Annotated in this window: 20 protein-coding genes and 1 tRNA gene; 8 read left to right on the forward strand and 13 right to left on the reverse strand. The window is 38.9% G+C overall.

Translation table 11 applies throughout. From position 1 onward, the window contains the following. Window positions 1–151: 151 nt before the first annotated feature. Window positions 152–562 (reverse strand): DoxX family protein, encoded by a 411-nt coding sequence (locus A9G10_RS03485; protein ID WP_065558294.1) that lies wholly within the window; start codon window positions 560–562, stop codon window positions 152–154. Window positions 563–978: 416 nt separating this feature from the next. On the opposite strand from A9G10_RS03485, the gene A9G10_RS03490 reads away from it, so the two are divergent. Further along, complete coding sequence (locus A9G10_RS03490; protein WP_065558295.1) at window positions 979–1,626, forward strand: DUF421 domain-containing protein; 648 nt, start codon at window positions 979–981, stop codon at window positions 1,624–1,626. A 76-nt stretch (window positions 1,627–1,702) separates the two neighbouring features. Here A9G10_RS03490 and ispE read toward each other — a convergent pair whose 3' ends face one another. Beyond that, a complete protein-coding gene (gene ispE, locus A9G10_RS03495) occupies window positions 1,703–2,536 on the reverse strand; it encodes a 4-(cytidine 5'-diphospho)-2-C-methyl-D-erythritol kinase (RefSeq protein WP_065558296.1) in 834 nt (277 codons plus the stop codon). A 12-nt stretch (window positions 2,537–2,548) separates the two neighbouring features. Continuing rightward, the gene (gene lolB, locus A9G10_RS03500) at window positions 2,549–3,166 is read right to left on the reverse strand and encodes a lipoprotein insertase outer membrane protein LolB (protein ID WP_065558297.1); all 618 of its coding nucleotides are present in this window, start codon (window positions 3,164–3,166) and stop codon (window positions 2,549–2,551) included. 169 nt (window positions 3,167–3,335) lie between these two features. Here lolB and hemA point away from each other — a divergent pair, with 169 nt between their 5' ends. From hemA to A9G10_RS12980, 7 genes are all read left to right on the forward strand, one after another. Continuing rightward, entirely contained in the window at window positions 3,336–4,607 is a 1,272-nt protein-coding gene (gene hemA, locus A9G10_RS03505; RefSeq protein ID WP_065558298.1) for a glutamyl-tRNA reductase, read from the forward strand. Window positions 4,608–4,644: 37 nt separating this feature from the next. Beyond that, window positions 4,645–4,902 carry a DUF1289 domain-containing protein gene (locus tag A9G10_RS03510; RefSeq protein ID WP_065558299.1) on the forward strand — a complete coding sequence of 86 codons (258 nt, stop codon included), beginning with the start codon at window positions 4,645–4,647 and terminating at the stop codon, window positions 4,900–4,902. Window positions 4,903–5,017: 115 nt separating this feature from the next. Beyond that, entirely contained in the window at window positions 5,018–5,260 is a 243-nt protein-coding gene (locus A9G10_RS03515; RefSeq protein WP_065558300.1) for a zinc ribbon domain-containing protein, read from the forward strand. 99 nt (window positions 5,261–5,359) lie between these two features. Next, window positions 5,360–5,446, forward strand: a tRNA-Leu gene (locus A9G10_RS03520). A gap of 402 nt (window positions 5,447–5,848) precedes the next feature. Further along, the gene (locus tag A9G10_RS03525; protein WP_143425943.1) at window positions 5,849–6,046 is read left to right on the forward strand and encodes a hypothetical protein; all 198 of its coding nucleotides are present in this window, start codon (window positions 5,849–5,851) and stop codon (window positions 6,044–6,046) included. A gap of 110 nt (window positions 6,047–6,156) precedes the next feature. Continuing rightward, window positions 6,157–6,378: a hypothetical protein gene (locus A9G10_RS03530; RefSeq protein ID WP_065558302.1), complete on the forward strand. Its 222-nt coding sequence runs from the start codon at window positions 6,157–6,159 to the stop codon at window positions 6,376–6,378. A 639-nt stretch (window positions 6,379–7,017) separates the two neighbouring features. Beyond that, window positions 7,018–7,215 (forward strand): ribbon-helix-helix domain-containing protein, encoded by a 198-nt coding sequence (locus tag A9G10_RS12980; protein WP_081299001.1) that lies wholly within the window; start codon window positions 7,018–7,020, stop codon window positions 7,213–7,215. Window positions 7,216–7,227: 12 nt separating this feature from the next. Here the strand turns inward: A9G10_RS12980 and A9G10_RS03535 are convergent, their stop codons facing one another. The 10 genes from A9G10_RS03535 to A9G10_RS12745 are packed head-to-tail and all read right to left on the reverse strand — an operon-like array spanning window position 7,228 to window position 16,442. Then, a complete protein-coding gene (locus A9G10_RS03535) occupies window positions 7,228–8,940 on the reverse strand; it encodes a hypothetical protein (RefSeq protein ID WP_065558303.1) in 1,713 nt (570 codons plus the stop codon). 4 nt (window positions 8,941–8,944) lie between these two features. After that, on the reverse strand, window positions 8,945–9,529 hold the full coding sequence (locus tag A9G10_RS03540) for a baseplate complex protein (RefSeq protein WP_065558304.1): 585 nt from the start codon (window positions 9,527–9,529) through the stop codon (window positions 8,945–8,947). Further along, on the reverse strand, window positions 9,504–10,166 hold the full coding sequence (locus A9G10_RS03545) for a hypothetical protein (protein WP_065558305.1): 663 nt from the start codon (window positions 10,164–10,166) through the stop codon (window positions 9,504–9,506). Before A9G10_RS03545 ends, A9G10_RS03540 begins: the two co-directional genes overlap by 26 nt. 6 nt (window positions 10,167–10,172) lie before the next feature. Beyond that, on the reverse strand, window positions 10,173–10,610 hold the full coding sequence (locus A9G10_RS03550; RefSeq protein ID WP_065558306.1) for a tail fiber assembly protein: 438 nt from the start codon (window positions 10,608–10,610) through the stop codon (window positions 10,173–10,175). A 1-nt stretch (window position 10,611) separates the two neighbouring features. Further along, window positions 10,612–12,135, reverse strand: coding sequence for a phage tail-collar fiber domain-containing protein (locus tag A9G10_RS03555; RefSeq protein WP_065558307.1), 1,524 nt, complete (start codon window positions 12,133–12,135; stop codon window positions 10,612–10,614). Beyond that, window positions 12,132–12,740, reverse strand: coding sequence for a phage tail protein (locus tag A9G10_RS03560; protein WP_065558308.1), 609 nt, complete (start codon window positions 12,738–12,740; stop codon window positions 12,132–12,134). Before A9G10_RS03560 ends, A9G10_RS03555 begins: the two co-directional genes overlap by 4 nt. Beyond that, on the reverse strand, window positions 12,737–13,912 hold the full coding sequence (locus A9G10_RS03565; RefSeq protein WP_065558309.1) for a baseplate J/gp47 family protein: 1,176 nt from the start codon (window positions 13,910–13,912) through the stop codon (window positions 12,737–12,739). The genes A9G10_RS03560 and A9G10_RS03565 overlap by 4 nt, the downstream gene beginning before the upstream one ends. Then, window positions 13,905–14,231, reverse strand: a complete 327-nt coding sequence (locus A9G10_RS03570; RefSeq protein WP_065558310.1) for a DUF2590 family protein — start codon at window positions 14,229–14,231, stop codon at window positions 13,905–13,907. Before A9G10_RS03570 ends, A9G10_RS03565 begins: the two co-directional genes overlap by 8 nt. Then, window positions 14,221–16,284, reverse strand: a complete 2,064-nt coding sequence (locus A9G10_RS03575; protein ID WP_065558311.1) for a phage tail tape measure protein — start codon at window positions 16,282–16,284, stop codon at window positions 14,221–14,223. Before A9G10_RS03575 ends, A9G10_RS03570 begins: the two co-directional genes overlap by 11 nt. After that, window positions 16,284–16,442: a DUF6890 family protein gene (locus tag A9G10_RS12745; protein WP_179855803.1), complete on the reverse strand. Its 159-nt coding sequence runs from the start codon at window positions 16,440–16,442 to the stop codon at window positions 16,284–16,286. Before A9G10_RS12745 ends, A9G10_RS03575 begins: the two co-directional genes overlap by 1 nt. Between the last annotated feature and the right edge of the window lie 17 nt (window positions 16,443–16,459).

The following is a 16,459-nucleotide window of genomic DNA, read 5'->3' on the forward strand; positions in this document are numbered from 1 at the left end:
GTGCTGAAAAAAACTGTCTTTTTTTTAAGCCTATCAAAGAAATAAAATAATCTAGTTCAGTTACCTCAATCTTATTTCAGGAAGATATCCTTGATTTTATGATATCTTCCTAGTCAATTATTGCATCAATAAAAACGATTTATTCAAACGACTATTCAATAAGTTCAGAATGTTTTTGACCTAGAACGCTATAACGACCATTACCTAATAGTGCAAGACTAAAAGCGGTAATGACCATAAAAGCAGGGTATTCCCAACCACCACCGGTATTGCTGAAAGTCCATCCATTATTAAAATGGATAATGGTGATAATGAGTAATTCAATAATGGCTAAAATAGCAATGACACGGGTTAATATACCAACTAACAATAATGCACCACCACCAATTTCAAATACAATGGCGATATAACCAACAAAATCGGGGAATCCAAGCGATTCAAAATATTGTGCTGTACCAGATGGTGTAAAGACGAGTAACTTAGTGAAACCATGAACCAAAAACATCACACCTAAAGCAATACGTAAAAAAAGAGCAGCCAGATCAGTTTGATTTTGTCTCATTTTTATTTTTCCTATATTAAGTTAGAAAATAACTTCAATTGATAATCGTAAAAATTATAAATAATGCTATTACTTGGTTAAAAATAGGATAATACAATATGGATTGTCTCATAAACGGTAATAGTTAGTAAAGTTATACCTGCTCGATTTATAAAACATTATCTGAATGAAAAGATGAATTTGCTTTTTTCTGGTAAGCTTTACATTCAACAGTTCAATTAATCATGTAATAGTAAAAAGCGCAGTTTTATCTGAAAAGTATGTGATACAATGCCTTAACTATACTTTATGATTCATCTCTAACGTTAAATAATTAATACACTCTTTTCTAACGTTAAATATTTAATACGATCCAGTCCTTTTAAACATTACTATTTTATGCATATCGTTCAATAAATTATTGGAGTAATACTAAAATGAATTACTATGATTTTTTAGTCATTGCCTTAAAATTATTGGTTGTTTTTATTTGCATTATTTTGTTTTTAAAAATTACCGGAAAAACATCGTTGTCCCAAATGTCGAGCATCGATTTTATTGGTAACATGATTTTGGGTGGTATTGCTGGCGGTATTATCTATAATCCTAAATTAACCGTTTATGATTTTTTAATTGTATTACTCATGTGGACGGCAATAATGTATACCTCGAATTATTTGAAAAAAAACAGCCAAAATGCCAAAGCCTTTATTGTTGGTAATCCAATCGTATTAATGGATAAGGGCAAAATAAAGTTGGATGCTTTCACATCAGTAAATCTGGATATATCAAGTTTTGCCGTACTATTGCGGATGAAAAATGTCTTTAATATCAATTCTGTTGAAAAAGCGATTTTGGAGCCTAATGGACAATTAACGGTCGTTAAAAAAGGGGATAAAGATATTTCCGCTATCGTTTTAGAAAATGAAAAGCCAAGAAATGATGTTTTAGAGGATTTGGGCAAAAGTGAAGCTTGGTTAAAATCGAGATTATCTCGGCAGGGGTATAAAAGTTATCAAGGTTTGTACTGTGTTGAATATTATAATCGACGCTTATATGTGATTCCTAGTGATTCTGTGGATTAAATGATTCAGAATAATAATGTTAAATAACCCTTAACCGTTTCGTTAAGGGTTAATAACCGTAAATGAAAATCTTGATTTAATTGCTATAAAGCGGAGAGTTGTTTAACGATTTGGTCACAAAACTTTTTACATCAAAGTCACTCAATGTATCTTGTAGCTTTTCGGCTTCAGCCTTTGATTGACATTGCGTAAAAACACAAGCGCCAGTGCCAGTTAATCGAGTTGGAGCAAATTGCGAAAGATGAGTAATGATTGCGTTTACTTTTGGATAACGCTTACGCACTACTACTTCACAATCGTTACTCAATTGACGTAGGGATAGCAATTCATTAACGCTTCGAATAGGGGTATCTCGCTTAAGATCTGGATCGTTAAACACCTTGACTGTTGAGATTGCAATATTAGGGTAGGTGACCAAATACCAATATTCAGGAAATTCAACCGATTGCAACTGATCGCCAATTCCTTGTGCTAATGCTGTGTGTCCATAAATAAAAATTGGTACATCGGCACCGATATTACGACCAATCTCGATCAATGTTTGGCGTGATAAATTAAGATTCCATAACTGATTTAGTGCAACTAACGTCGTTGCGGCATTCGATGATGCGCCACCTAGCCCACCACCCATAGGAATGATTTTATCAATCGCAATATCAATCCCTAACTCATGTCGACCGGTATAAGATTTTAATCGCTGGGCCGCTTGAGTAATTAAATTTTTATCTGAAGGGATATCACTAAATTGAGTGACTAAATTAATCTTATCATCCTCACGAAGATTGAAAGATAATCTGTCACTCATATCGATAAATTGAAATAGTGTTTGCAAATTATGATAATTATCGGGACGACGTCCGGTAATATATAAAAATAAATTTAATTTAGCGGGTGAAAGCCATTGATTCATGAAAAAACCTTATTACCGTAAAATCCAATTATCAATTTTTAAACGTACTCGTTCATTATCATGATAAAGCTCAATTATTGCAGGTAAATCTACCGATTTATTATTAAAAGTTTTCGTCATGTAATTCGATATTTTTAATAGCCACTTCTTGTCTTGTTGCAAAAATTCGGTTGATGCTAAACGACCCGAATTATCGATTTTATCATTGATACTGTCGTTAGAAAATCCTTTAAGCCAATTATGTAATGAATTTAAAGGTACATCGATCTTGGCGATTTTATTCATCAAACTTTCAACATTATAATCAGTATAATGTTTGCCATTTTTGTCGATCACTTCTGCATAATCCGGTTCTGCAATTAATGTTAAAATATTGGTTCCAACAGGTGTAGTAAGTTTGAGTTCATAACGATCTATCGATTTTTGAACAATAAAAAACCGACCATAACTTCGAGAGTTTTCATTAAAATGTGCAATACTTCCATTAACTTGAAAAGCATTTATTTGTTTAAGATCTTGTTGGTGAAGTTGCCATTGTTCTTCAATGGTTGCGGTGTTTTTATGTTTAGTAACTTGACAGGCTGTAAGTAACAAAGGCAGTAAGATCAAAGCGTATCTAAATTTAAACATAATTGCCTCTACAATGTTAATCAATAATGAGTAAAGCATTATAACTGATTATTAAAAGAATAAAAAAGGTAATGAGAAATTAACGTTTTCAATTTTTCATGTATAATAATCTGACATAAAGGTGCTATAAATCGTCATATCTTACAAACAATTATATAAGAAAAATGCAATGTCAATCACTATATTAGGTGTCAATCATAAAACGGCACCCGTGTCGCTGAGAGAAAAACTCGCTTTTCCCAATGAAATTATTGATAAAGCATTATACAGCTTATATCAACATCCGCTTGTTGAAGGATGTGTGATCTTATCAACCTGTAATCGCACAGAAATTTATCTTAGCTTTGAGCACCAAATTGATTATTTAAGCTTAAAACAATCTGTCGAAAACTGGCTAGGGCAGTTTCATCATATTGACATTCAACATTATCACGACATGCTTTATTGGAAACAAGGCAAGCAAGCAGTAGAACACTTAATGTCTGTGGCAAGTGGAATTGATTCAATGGTACTTGGCGAACCCCAAATATTAGGTCAAGTTAAACAAGCTTATTGTTATGCTCAGCAAAATAATAGTTTGTCACTCAATTTAGAAAAGCTATTTCAAACGGTATTTCGTGTAGCGAAAATAGTACGAACAGAAACGAAAATAGGCTCAAATACGGCTTCAGTTGCTTATGCCGCTTGTCTTATAGCCCGAAATCTTTTTAAAACAACGCAAAATTTAAATGTGATGTTAGTTGGGGCAGGCGATACAATTGAACTTATTGCTCGTTATTTAAAACCGCATGGGTTCAATCATGTTATTGTGGCTAATCGAACTCGAGAAAAAGCCCTTAAACTAACCTCACTTATTGATGCTGAAATTATCTCTTTACCTGACATTGCAAATCGTCTTAAAGATGTAGATATTGTCATAAGCTCAACGGCGAGTCCGCTCCCTATTATTGGTAAAGGTATGGTAGAGCGTAGTTTACAAGCGAGAAATAACCGTCAAATGCTGTTTATTGATTTAGCGGTTCCTCGAGATGTAGAAGAAGAGATCAGTAAACTTGACCATGTACATCTTTATTCGGTCGATGATTTGCAAAAAACAGTTGAGAACAATCTACAACAACGAATGGTAGCAGCTCAAGAAGCACAACATATTATCCGAGAGCAAGCTGAGCATTTTTTAGCTTGGTTAAAAATGCGTTCTGTGATTGATTATGTAAAACAGTATCGTCAAAATGCTGAAAGTATACAACGTGAACAAGAAGAAAAAGCTTTAAATGCATTTCGGCAAGGTGAGAATATTGAAGATGTGCTTGCTGAATTTTCACGTCGGCTAACCAACAAACTGATTCATGCACCAACCCAAACATTACTCAATGCATCAACACATGATTGTGATGATTGCTTTAAAATTCTGTGTGAAAGCTTTGGGTTAAAAGGGCATTAACTAGCATTTATTATTTGTTGACAGGAAATATAACGTATTGGATCAGATTGAATTTTTTGATATACCCAGTCCATGTAAACGTGTTTGCGAAACCGATAAACAAGGGTATTGTATAGGCTGTAATCGTTCAAGAGAAGAACGCTTCGACTGGTTAAGCTATACCGATAAACAAAAAAAGGAAGTTTTACGTTTATGTCAACAACGTGCTTATAAGCGTCGTTATTTAGCAATGCTTCAGCAAAGATCCCCATCTGAACAGCGCTCATCACAAGTAGAACTTGATTTAATAGAATAATTTTATGCGCTTGCTTATACAATATCTTGTAATCTTGACTTAGTCGGAGTAGGATTTTTAGGACTTAGTTAGGTAAGATTTAATCACAATAGTTAAATTTATCGAGATTTTAAAAATGAAAATGTGTATTGCGTGTGGCATGCCAATGACTTCAATTGCTGATTATCCTTTGCATGATCTATCTAAAAGTTATTGTAAATATTGTGCCAATCAGGATGGTACCATGAAAACCTTTGACCAAAAATGGCATGAAGTGACTTTACGGTATGCCAATAACCATAATGTGGACTATTCGGTAGCAAAACAAACCGCTTATATCATTTTGAAAAAATTACCGGCATGGAAGCGTCGTTGGTAGTTGATTTTTTAGGCATTCAAAGCACATTATCATAATATCAGTTGCAGTTATTGCAAAGCTTAGTATAATTGCCAACGTTTACTTATTTACACTTCTAATGCCAGTGTGGCGAAATTGGTAGACGCAGCGGATTCAAAATCCGCCGCCCTTAAAAGCGTGTCGGTTCGAGTCCGACCACTGGCACCAATAAAATCAATAACTTACATTAATAACTTTCCCTTTAAAAAATTATTAAAAAAGACAAGTGGCGGTAAAATGGCGGTGAATATTTTTTTAATATAGTTTATACTCTACTCTGCTTTTAATAATAAATAATCATTGACATAAAAACACTCTTTCGTTAAATTGGATTCACGTTAGCAAAATCTAACGTCAGGATTAGCCTCCTGCTTACTCAAAAGAGCATAACCGCACTAAGCGGTATTTTTATGCGTGCTTAGTCACATCTTCAATGGTGGGCTGGGTGAGGGCTCCGTACGGGGCGCCGTCTTCTTTTGAGCGGTAAGGCTAACCTTGTTCAGTTCACCTCCAATGATTAGCCTTTGCGGTGGTGATTACTTTAATTATTTATCAAAAGAGAATGTAATCATGAAAAAGCATGTTCCCCAATCAAAAAATACCTTAGTTGATACTGTAGAATTAGACTTAAATAGTTTTTCTAAACTAGAGCAAGCAGAACTAGTCACCCGACTAACCATTAATGGAAATTTAGACCGAAATGAGACACTGATCGCAATGTGTTGTGTTTCAGATCTTTTATATAATGCCATTAATCAGGTACAATAATTAACTTGGTGGGCTGGACAAGGGAGCTGAAAGGCTCGCCGTTTTCTTTTTCACGGTAAGGTCAACCTTATTCAGTTCGCCTAATAATATTAATTATGAGGAATCAAGAAATGGTAGATCTAGATAACTTAAAAGTACAAAACACAAATATTGATTATTCGAATATCAAAAGTGTTATTATATTTAATCATCAAGAAATAAATGAGATGAATGAATATTTAGGTACAGGTGCTTTTGTATTACTCGGTATAGCTAGCGGGATTAGTAGTGAAGACGGTAGTCCGATGCATACTTTTGCTGTAGGTTGTATTGACGGTGAAATACAAAATTAACTCTTAATAAATTTCAGTTTTCAAAATAAATATCTATCTGATTTTTATATAGATATTTATTTTTCTTTTAATTTAAATCATTTTATAACCTCACCTAAAATAAAAATATACAAATAAATCAATTAATTAACGTTTATCAACGATCCTTTTGCACAATCAAAAACTGTAAAAAAGTGAAAAACCTTTCAATTATTTCAGTTTCTTACGATCCTTTCCGATCCTTTTCACAATAAGCTCCGGCAATTTGTTTTGTAGTAAAATAAAACTGAAAAAAAATGCGTGACCAAAGCCTGTAGGCGGGTGCGGTGTAGCGCCGTTTTGGTCATGCGATCGATTTGGTGTTTAAATTTTGATTTTTGATGATTAATAAATTAATAATTGGATATTTTTTGAAAAAAGAGTTGATTTTATAGGTAGGTGCATCTATAATTATAAACATCAGCGGGGTGCTGATACGGTAAACCCCCGACCGCAGACGGGGGCAAATAAGGAGAGAATAAGATGATTAGGATCTTAATTCTCTTGGTTCTAATAACGGTAGCGATACCTGTTTACTAGTTCCAATCAACGGTGGGGGTGCCACCCCACCGATGATCCTAATATATCAATTGATTAATTAAAAATCAATAGGGGGCTAACGTGGCATTATCGAGATCAGAAATCCAAAAACGTAGTGATGAAAAGCGACGGGTAAAATCGCGAGGATACAAACTACCAATTGAAACAATTGAACTCATATCTGAACTGAGTAAACTGACAGGCACGCCGCAATCGAAAATAATAGAAAACGCTATTTCGATGTATAAGAGCACAATAAAACGCCCCAGCAGGGGCTAATCAAAACAACGACTATTTAGCTATAATTGGCGAATATTTTTCATCCAATTTGAGAGCATCTAATTTAACGCCGTTAATTGCCGCCGAATTTGTAGGAGGGCTGGTATTTGGATGTGTGTGTTGAGCGGTCAGCTCTGCGAGGCGTTCAATTAATTCTAACGTGTCTAGCATCAGTTGCGAAATATTTATTGTTGACGATCCCAACCAAACCGACGGCGCCAGTATTTGTTGTTGGGCACCGGCTATTGATTGACGAATAGTGGCAACCGTTTCACGAATTTCGCTAGCGGTGGTTGTGATACTATTAGTCACCGTTAAATCACAATTTTGTTTTATTTGGACGCACTGATCCCCGTCAACGTTTAACGTGTAATTTTTGCCCACGTATTGCACCTGGTTCGAGTTGGTGCCGACTGTAAAATCACCTAACGAAATCGCACTTAACGTGTTAGCGGACAATTTGTAATTACTGTAGACATTAACTGTATAATTTGCAGCAACCGAAACTGTTTTGGTTGTTGTTTTTTCTGTTGACGAATCGCTATTTAAACAATAATCGCGGGCGTTATCAGTTACCGTCTGATCGCTCTCGCGGGTCATGTTGCCTACGTGGTCAATTTTAGTAAAAACCTCTGCACGCTGCTGTAGCAGATGTTCGTTTTTTTTGATGCAGGGCATTGTTTTGTTGTTTGGGTAAATATTGCGTATTACTGGTTGGTCTGGTCTGCCGTTAATAAAACCTATCTCAACCTCGGTACCTACCTCGGGATAATGATACGATCCCCCCTCAGATCCGATATTGGTTACCGGCAAGGGAACGGATTTATAGACCGGTGTTTTAGATTCGTTGCCGTTTTCATCCAATAATTGCACGTTTACTGCGTATTTAGGGCGAAATGGTGTTGATATATCACCTAGATTAGTTTCGTCCGAAATTGCGACAACACGGGCTAATTTTGACAGATGATAGCCGTCTGCCAACTCTGGGAATTCTCGTTCAATTTGACGGCGTGCTGCCGATTTTTTAACGGTGACATCCTCAAACGAGATCGTCATATTATCGTTAATCAAATTGACAGTAGTAATTTTTTTTCCGTTTATTTTTACTCCAGGCCGTAATTTTGGTACCAGTGGAATTTCCACCATATTTGATCCAGCGGTAGACGACGAAACTTTATTTAAATTGTCGCCCAAATCGATATTTTTATCAGAAAAATAGCTGTCACTATAACTACCGCAATAGATTTTGCCTGTCGGCGTTTGAAAAAAAACGTATTCCGGAATGCTGAACGCTCTGCCGATCTCGCGTAATAGATGATCGCCTGTTCCTGCGTGTTTAAAATGCGGGATTTTAGTATTAACATAATCAGCGGCTGGCAAATCGAATTGTAAACCGTTTTTTGACGCTAAATAATCAGTAACAATTTTTAATGTTGGATGTTGAAACGAGCAATCAATCGTTTGTTGATAACATCCGATTAATTCACGAACAAATAATTTTTTAGTGTTGCGTGCCGCAGGCTGCTCACCCTCGACGTATCCGGTAAAAAATCGCTGCAAATCATTGCCGTATCCAACGTTTATAATCAACGTTTTGTTTATGTATGAATCGTTAGCAGGGACGGTAATAAAACCACGTCCACACGAATTTAATTCCAAAACGATATTACAATCAATAATCTGAATGCGCTCGCCATTGACAATTGCACATTTGTTTATTCTCATTTGACTACCCTAACGCATCATTAGCCCGCGCCAAAACATTCTGCTCAAACCAGGAAAGCTCAGCGTTTTCCGCCTCCTCGCCTGGCACCTCTTCAATTATCGCCCCGACGTGCTCATCACCGTTTTCTACCGCCAGTTGTTGCGCGCGAGTTTCTCGTTTTTCGGGGACAGATTTCCGCTCTGATAGCGTGAAGGCCACCTGCCACGCGAGCAGTGATGAGTGAGGAGAAACCGAAACCTTTCCGCTGAAAACAGCCTCACGTAGATTGACGACGTTAGCCGTGGCGTTGGCGATACGATATAATTTTTTTGCACCGCCGTTTTCTGTTTGATACGACAATTCGATTAAACGGCTGAGCCGATCCGGCGTTGAGAACTCAATCAAACCGCTAACGCTTAACTTTTTTGGCTTAATCCCTTTTTCACTACTGTTTGTTGACGAGGATTGTCCGCTCTGGTCATCCTCTGGCAAATCATACTCAACGGAAACTGACGGATTTTTTAATACGATTGACTCACCATCCAACGCCAATACAATATTATCAACGCGTCCTGACGATCCGTTATTGGCTGACGAGTTCTCGATCATACACTAGCTCCAAAACAGGGGTTAAATTAATATCTGAAAACGCTAACAAAAACGTAAAAATATGCTCGCTGTTGGGCAAATTTTTATAGAGCTCACAGGGCAAACCATAGAAAAAATTAACATCAACACAACCGCCAGTTAATGATGCCGTATTGTCTGCGACATTATTTAAAATTTCAGATTTTTTCTGTGCAAACTGTTGCAGTTCACGCATTACGCTGTTTATTGACGACTGAGGGCAGTGTTGTGCCAATTTCAATGTTTGAGCATTAATAATTGCACGAGTGTTATTAGATGACAATTGTTTGACCACCCTGCGATCGGCAGGGCTTGGGATAACCATTTTTGTTATTTCCAAATCCTGCACAGTTTTGGCTGTTCTCAATGCGCGCGTAATTTCTGGCAAATCCCAGCACCGGCTAAACGCCGTTAACCTATGAATAAAATCAGCTTCTGTTACAGACGAAATCATCATAACAGCAACCGGCGTTATGCTGTCGATCTGGCGTTGCAGTGCGTTAATCGCCTCGGTGGGGGATAAAAATTTGCTATTAGTAATTGGATACGGCTCAATCGCTATAATCTCATAGTTCATCTGTTGATATTTTGCTAATGAAAATGTTTTATCACACCACATAATTGATTATTCCGGTTTCGCTGGCCAATTTATTTCAGTTTGATTCGCGTCAATACGCGTTAACAAAATTCTGTATTTTTTCCACTGTTTGAGCTGCCGCTCCTCATCCGCGGACTGCATATCGAGATCGATAATATCCTGTAACACAGCTATCTGTTCGTTAGCATCAGAAATCAATAAATTTTTCACAGTCTGATTCTGCTCAATGATATAACGATCATAGCTAGAAATATTTTTGACCCATTTCTGGCCGTCCCACTCGTGAAACTGAGACGGCCTAGGCTCTGAATACGACAAATCATCAAATACAACGCAACCAGCGTTGATTGCAGCGTATAAATCGTGATGTTGCTGCTGCGTGATTTCGATCGCCGTGTGCGGGATCGAATCGTTGACAGCGTCAATGTAAAACGAATTGGAATCGTGATCGAAAAAAAATCTCATTTTATACCCCTATAGCTAAATACGTTATGGCTGAGTTTTTAAAAGACGACTCGCTGGAACGACCCCAGAATTTAAATTGAGATCGTGATATTGGCCAGGCGCCGATCGAGTGTGCACCAGCGTCGCGGTCACTACACACGATCGACAGACACGCGTTAGGGAACGAGGTAAAAAAATTACCAGTTCCGCCATTCGCACCCCATGATTCGTAATAATCGACCTGCCCCCACTGGATCAAAACCCCAGACGGCAATTTAACAAAACCAGCACGATCGCTCCAGCCCTGCGAAAATAATTGTTCAACGTGTTTTGATAAATCGATAACGTTTGCTGCCGGCACTCGTCCGCCTGTTAAAACGCCTGAACGATCAAACGCCCATGAATAACGGTTGTCGCTATCGCAGCGACCAATCGTGCCGTCATTGTCAATGACGTACCCAAATTGTTTATTGGGTGAAAAAATTGTGGTTTTGTTGTTGTTAATAGATATTTTATCGTGCAACTGGGACACAACCGGCTCAATAGCGGACAATTTTTCGTGTGCGTGACTAGCGCTATCATTCGCTGACGATGCCAAATCGTGAGTGATTTTTACGGCCAGCGGTGTGGACGCCTCTAATTCAGATTCACTATTTGTTGCCGAGCTGAGTCGGACTATCCCCCAGTTATCAGTTGACGCACGATCGGACGTGGTGACAAATGATTTCGGTTTAACAACAATCAGCTGACCATTGGCGTCAACTGAGGCAACACGTTCAACGTAATGAGCAGATCCGGCGTGTTCGTAATCCCGTAAATTTGTACCTGTAATTAAATTATAGTTTACTGACCATTCGCCAGTTGCGGTACCAGCCAGCCACGCATCAATATATAGCGATTGATTGCTTTCAATGTTTATCGAGGTTTCAGTTTTGTGTTCAACACGTAAACCGGCAACGTACGCCAAACCTGACGATACAGCCATTTGATCGCCAGTTTTGGTTATTTCAAAACCGTAATGAATTGCCAATCGATTATATAAATCATAGTTTGTTAATCGGATGCGCTCATCCTCACCCGCCAATCGTTTTGAGTAGTCAATTTGCCAGGTTTCTGCATTAACTGTAATACCCGTTGATTCAGACGCGTTATCGATTTCTAACCAAATTGATTCAGTGATAGTATTACCCTGTCGTTGTCCAGCGGTTTTTATTTTTCGAGTTAGATCAGTATGCATTACCATACATAGCGTATTAGTTTCCGCGTTAATCAGCCCGATATAATTAAACAAAAAATCCCCGACACCGGTATCTAAAATAACCGAATAAACCACGGTTCTATCGTTTAATAACCCGGTCTGAGTGACAGGCGCTGTGTGTACAACCTGATCAGCGGACGGTATCAAACCGTTAAAATCGATATCGGTATCCCCGTTAACTCCGTCAATATTTGCAAAAATTACCCGATCCAACGTTATCGGTTGGGATTGGCTCAGTTGACGCATAAAAAATTGTTCGCCTGTTTTTATTATTGCCGTTTTACTCATGTTGTACCCCGTAGAGTTTTTATTTCACCAAATCCGCCAACGCTAACAATTACCGCTGACAGGTGTGTTCGTTTAAAATCAAATTCAGATCCGTTGTAACGCTGATTATTATTGAAATCACCGCATCGAAAACGAATTGGTTGCGTGTGAACAATCTCAAAATAATAACGTCTGCACGTTCGGCCGTATTGTCTGATAATTTCAGTTAGTAATTCACGATTATTTGTTAACTGGTTATCTGATAATCTCAGAATAATAACGTCCCAATCGTAGCCGTGCTGACGTTCCAGTATTTGAACTGCACCAATTTCTAAACGCTCAAAAATATTTCTAAACCCGGCAACGGATCCAGAATCAGCGGCGTTAGAGCACGCGTATTTAATGCGTCTTCGATAGAGCTGGAGGGATTCATTATTCAGTCGCTGAATGTCTCGTTGATACGCGTATAAAAATAACAGCCGCGCATCACAGGTTAGCGGGTCGAACTGCAAAATGGGGAATTGCAACCATTTATACATCCGTTCCCAGTATTGAACTGCGGCGTTAGCCAGTTTTAACGGCTCGCCTTTGTTCATCCAAATTGGCAATTTAATTTGTAATTTCATTCTGTAACCTCGGCACTAATTTTTAGTGTTCGCAGTCGAGGTACCTCTAATTCGCTGACAATGTCGCCAATGTCAAATACAATCGAATGCAATTCGCAAAACTGATCATGTAGTTCCTCGTTTAATTTTGAGATACTAAAACGGGAAAAAGCGTTTACTGGTGTTACGTTGTAGTCATTGTTCTGACGAAATGCGCAACGGATAAAATTTTCAACATTCAATACGTATTGATTGACATCAGACGGCTGTTGTTCACGATCAAAATACAATTTGACGTTAATATCAATTTTTTTATCTGGTATTGCAAAACAACGTAAATCATCACCGTGACCACGGTAGCCGTGCCCCATAATATGGTCGTTTATTTTGTCTATAAAATAGGTCGAATCAACGCCATCGTTTAATAATAGATACAGATTAGCCGTACCGGGGCCACGAGGCGCATCGTGAACAAAATAGATTTGTTTAGTTGATATCCCGGTAATTGTTGTCACAATACCACGGTAAACCGCATCTGTATGGTAATGCCCGACAAAATTGTACTGGTTTCTGACGCGTTCTCGTAAATCATCATCTGATTCAATATTAGCGCCCGGAGAGATCAGCCAATTGTCATCATTGGCAACTGTTATGCCGTCGATCTGTTCAACCAAATAACGATAATAACCTGCGGCTAAATTGTAATTTTCACCGCTGCCGACTGCCACCACAGGAACACGTGCACGTTCAACGCCCACAGGGATACTATACTCCTGAGTGGTTTGTAATTGATACGTAACGCCGTTAATTTCTGGAGAACTGATGACAGTGCCCGCAGGTATAACCACCGATAGATTCTGATTTGATTTAGTAAATAGAATTTCACCTGTTGCCGCTGTTGCTGGTTTACGCTCTAAATTAACAGCATTAGCAAACAAATCTAAAAATTGACCGCGGGCTGTCATTAAAAACATATTCATCAGCACGTTTTTGATAAATGCATTTTTTAGCCAAATATAAGGTTGAATGACAATAGCTAAAATTAGACGCCAAAACGGCGAATATTTCGACGTGTTGGTAATCAGCCCTTCAGTTCTGACCAACTCCTCGAACTCGCTGCGTACGGCGTTTTCGTCAATAGGTAGACCATGGTCGTGCAGGATTTTTTCAAACATTTTCTGATAATCAGCCATCGATTGTTACTCCAATTTTTCCAAATTCGTATGTGTCAGCAGTCAGATAAAGCCGTCCTGCCGTTTCCTCTTTGATGTGCGCCGTGCCAGGCACAATTCGACGATCGCTTTCCACGAGTAAAATAATTTTAGTGTATACGTCGTAACGCATTGTGGGCGATCGTTCAGCAACTAATTCAGTGGCTAAACCGCTTTCGATAATTGCGTGCTGAATATCCTGCCCAATGCTTTGTTGATTTTTTGCTAAAATTGGCTCATAGCCGGCATTGAGCATAAAATCGCGATCAGTTATCAGTAAATCAAAATACTTATCCAGCATAGAGCGTTTCCCACTCCTGTAATTGCGCAGGCGTCAGTGGCTGCGCGTTGTTTATAGTAACCGATTGAATATTTTTACTATTATCGATAGATTGAGATTTGTTATTGCGAATTTCACGAGACAACCCTCCAGGCTCTATTTCACTAACAACAGTGCTAGTAATCGGCGATTTAGCAGGGTTGACAGGGGCGCGTTCCGGCTCGTCAATTTTCTCGTATTCTAGCAGCTCAATATTTACGCCCGGTATGTAATTGAGTCCCTCGATAATAGCGTTGATAACCGCAACTCCCATGTTTTTAACTCTTTTCCAGGTGTTCGAGAACATCCCGATCAACGCGCTCCCGATTTCAGAAAACGAATCAAAAAACGAAAAATCGGTGAAAAATCCCACAAACCAATCCCAGGCAGCACACAGCCCGTCAACCAACGCGTCGAACGCCGACATAATCAGATCCCAACCTGAACACACCAGATCAAACAACCAGTTGAAACTATCGACCAGCAGATTAATGATCCAGGTGTCACGGATGCTGTTCCAAAAATCCCCTATAACGTCGATGATTGTTGAAAATGCGGAAACAATTGTATTAAACAGCCAGCCAATTACTGATATCCATGCATCAAACGCCGCGGAAATCCCACGCCAAACAGTCGAAAAAACTGCCCCCAGAAATTGGAAAAATTTTATCAACGCCTGAATAAACCACGTTTGACTGAGCGCTGTCCAAAACGCCTGAAATTTATCAATAACCCAATTGATAACAGCGCCGATTTTATCCCGAAAAATCCAACAAACAGCGATTACCGCACCGATTGCCAAAACGATCAACATAATAGGCGAGAGTAGCAACGAGACAACCCCAGAAATAATTGCGAAAATCGCGGCCACAGCAGCCAGCCCCATAAACGCCACTGTGACAATACCTAACCATTTGGCTAAATTAGGGAACAGTTCCAGCCATTTAGAAAATTTACCAATTAATCCTCCGATCGTATTCATAACAGGTGTTAAAACTGGTAATAATGCGCGGCCGAGAGATTCTTTAATGTTCATGAATTGAGCGCTGATCCGATCGAGCGGTTTCACATTCGCCTCGGCCATTCGCTGCATTAGTTTAAAATTCTGACCTTTGCCGACCTCTTTCATGTGTTGTCGCAATTCACCAGAATTATTTGCGAGCACTTTGATAATGTCAGCTCCGCCCCCCAGTGCTTTATCAAGAGCTTGTTGGGCTTTTATGTTTTTTGATAAATCTTGACCAAATTTGCCCTGTATTTTTTCAATGATATCCGGCATTGATAACATTTTGCCGTTAGCATCAGCAAACGAAAGCCCTAACTCTTTGCCAGCTTTGCCTAAGTTTTTGTACAGTGCTGCATATGAACCAGCAGCACCATTACCAAGACTTTTGCTCGCCATGCTCAGTACAACTGACTGCTCGGCCATGCTGACGCCGTTATTAGCCGCTGTACCTTTTGTGCTTTGCATCATGCTTTGCAGTTGTTGGGTTGATACATTAAAGTTTGATTTTGCATAGGCGGCAATGCCGGCGGCGTGACGTGCAAAATTTAGTTGACCAACCTTATTCATGGTGTTTTTATAGCTTGACGCCATTTGTTCAATATAAGCCGTTGACGTTTCCATGTTGTCACCGGTTGCCTTTGATAATAAATTCATTGCAGCAGTTGCTTGCGGTACATCGTGATCACTAATACCGGCTAGGGCGCTTTTAATTGATGATGCGGAGTTAACAAAATCAAGCGCGCTGGTACCATACTCAGCACTAAATTTTTTAGCAGCAGTGCGCAGGTTATCAATTGACGAAACACCGCCGATACTGGCGTTTTTTAGCGCACGCTCCATTTCTTCGGCAGGAGATAGAAGGGCAGTTATGCTTTTAGCAACGGCAAACAGCGCCAACCCGCCGCCACCAATTTTTTTAAACGAATTGGCTGCGGTCGCATTAAACGATTTAAATTGTGCCTGAACACGTTTCAGCGGTGCTGTAACGCGATCCGTCAATCTAATTGTAAAATCTAATGATGATGACATTATTTAACGCCCTTAAATGCTCTACCTATACCGTTAGCCACTGCCGCAGCCGTTACCTCGGATAAATGATTATCTAACCATGCTGCACGGGCGAGGTTTTCGCTGCTATCGTCCTCAGTAGGCAAATAGTAGCGGCGCAAAATTAGCAGTTGTTCCAACGAATTTTTGCTAATTT

It is taken from the genome of Gilliamella sp. wkB308, from assembly GCF_001690185.1.
Classification (GTDB): Bacteria; Pseudomonadota; Gammaproteobacteria; order Enterobacterales; family Orbaceae; genus Gilliamella; species Gilliamella apicola_I.

Coding starts and splice junctions, on each gene's coding strand:
- A9G10_RS03485 (WP_065558294.1), bottom strand. CDS start 562: ATGAGACAAAATCAAACTGATCTGGCTGCTCTTTTTTTACGTATTGCT.
- A9G10_RS03490 (WP_065558295.1), top strand. CDS start 979: ATGAATTACTATGATTTTTTAGTCATTGCCTTAAAATTATTGGTTGTT.
- ispE (WP_065558296.1), bottom strand. CDS start 2,536: ATGAATCAATGGCTTTCACCCGCTAAATTAAATTTATTTTTATATATT.
- lolB (WP_065558297.1), bottom strand. CDS start 3,166: ATGTTTAAATTTAGATACGCTTTGATCTTACTGCCTTTGTTACTTACA.
- hemA (WP_065558298.1), top strand. CDS start 3,336: ATGTCAATCACTATATTAGGTGTCAATCATAAAACGGCACCCGTGTCG.
- A9G10_RS03515 (WP_065558300.1), top strand. CDS start 5,018: ATGAAAATGTGTATTGCGTGTGGCATGCCAATGACTTCAATTGCTGAT.
- A9G10_RS03525 (WP_143425943.1), top strand. CDS start 5,849: ATGAAAAAGCATGTTCCCCAATCAAAAAATACCTTAGTTGATACTGTA.
- A9G10_RS03530 (WP_065558302.1), top strand. CDS start 6,157: ATGGTAGATCTAGATAACTTAAAAGTACAAAACACAAATATTGATTAT.
- A9G10_RS03535 (WP_065558303.1), bottom strand. CDS start 8,940: ATGAGAATAAACAAATGTGCAATTGTCAATGGCGAGCGCATTCAGATT.
- A9G10_RS03540 (WP_065558304.1), bottom strand. CDS start 9,529: ATGATCGAGAACTCGTCAGCCAATAACGGATCGTCAGGACGCGTTGAT.
- A9G10_RS03545 (WP_065558305.1), bottom strand. CDS start 10,166: ATGTGGTGTGATAAAACATTTTCATTAGCAAAATATCAACAGATGAAC.
- A9G10_RS03550 (WP_065558306.1), bottom strand. CDS start 10,610: ATGAGATTTTTTTTCGATCACGATTCCAATTCGTTTTACATTGACGCT.
- A9G10_RS03555 (WP_065558307.1), bottom strand. CDS start 12,135: ATGAGTAAAACGGCAATAATAAAAACAGGCGAACAATTTTTTATGCGT.
- A9G10_RS03560 (WP_065558308.1), bottom strand. CDS start 12,740: ATGAAATTACAAATTAAATTGCCAATTTGGATGAACAAAGGCGAGCCG.
- A9G10_RS03565 (WP_065558309.1), bottom strand. CDS start 13,912: ATGGCTGATTATCAGAAAATGTTTGAAAAAATCCTGCACGACCATGGT.
- A9G10_RS03570 (WP_065558310.1), bottom strand. CDS start 14,231: ATGCTGGATAAGTATTTTGATTTACTGATAACTGATCGCGATTTTATG.
- A9G10_RS03575 (WP_065558311.1), bottom strand. CDS start 16,284: ATGTCATCATCATTAGATTTTACAATTAGATTGACGGATCGCGTTACA.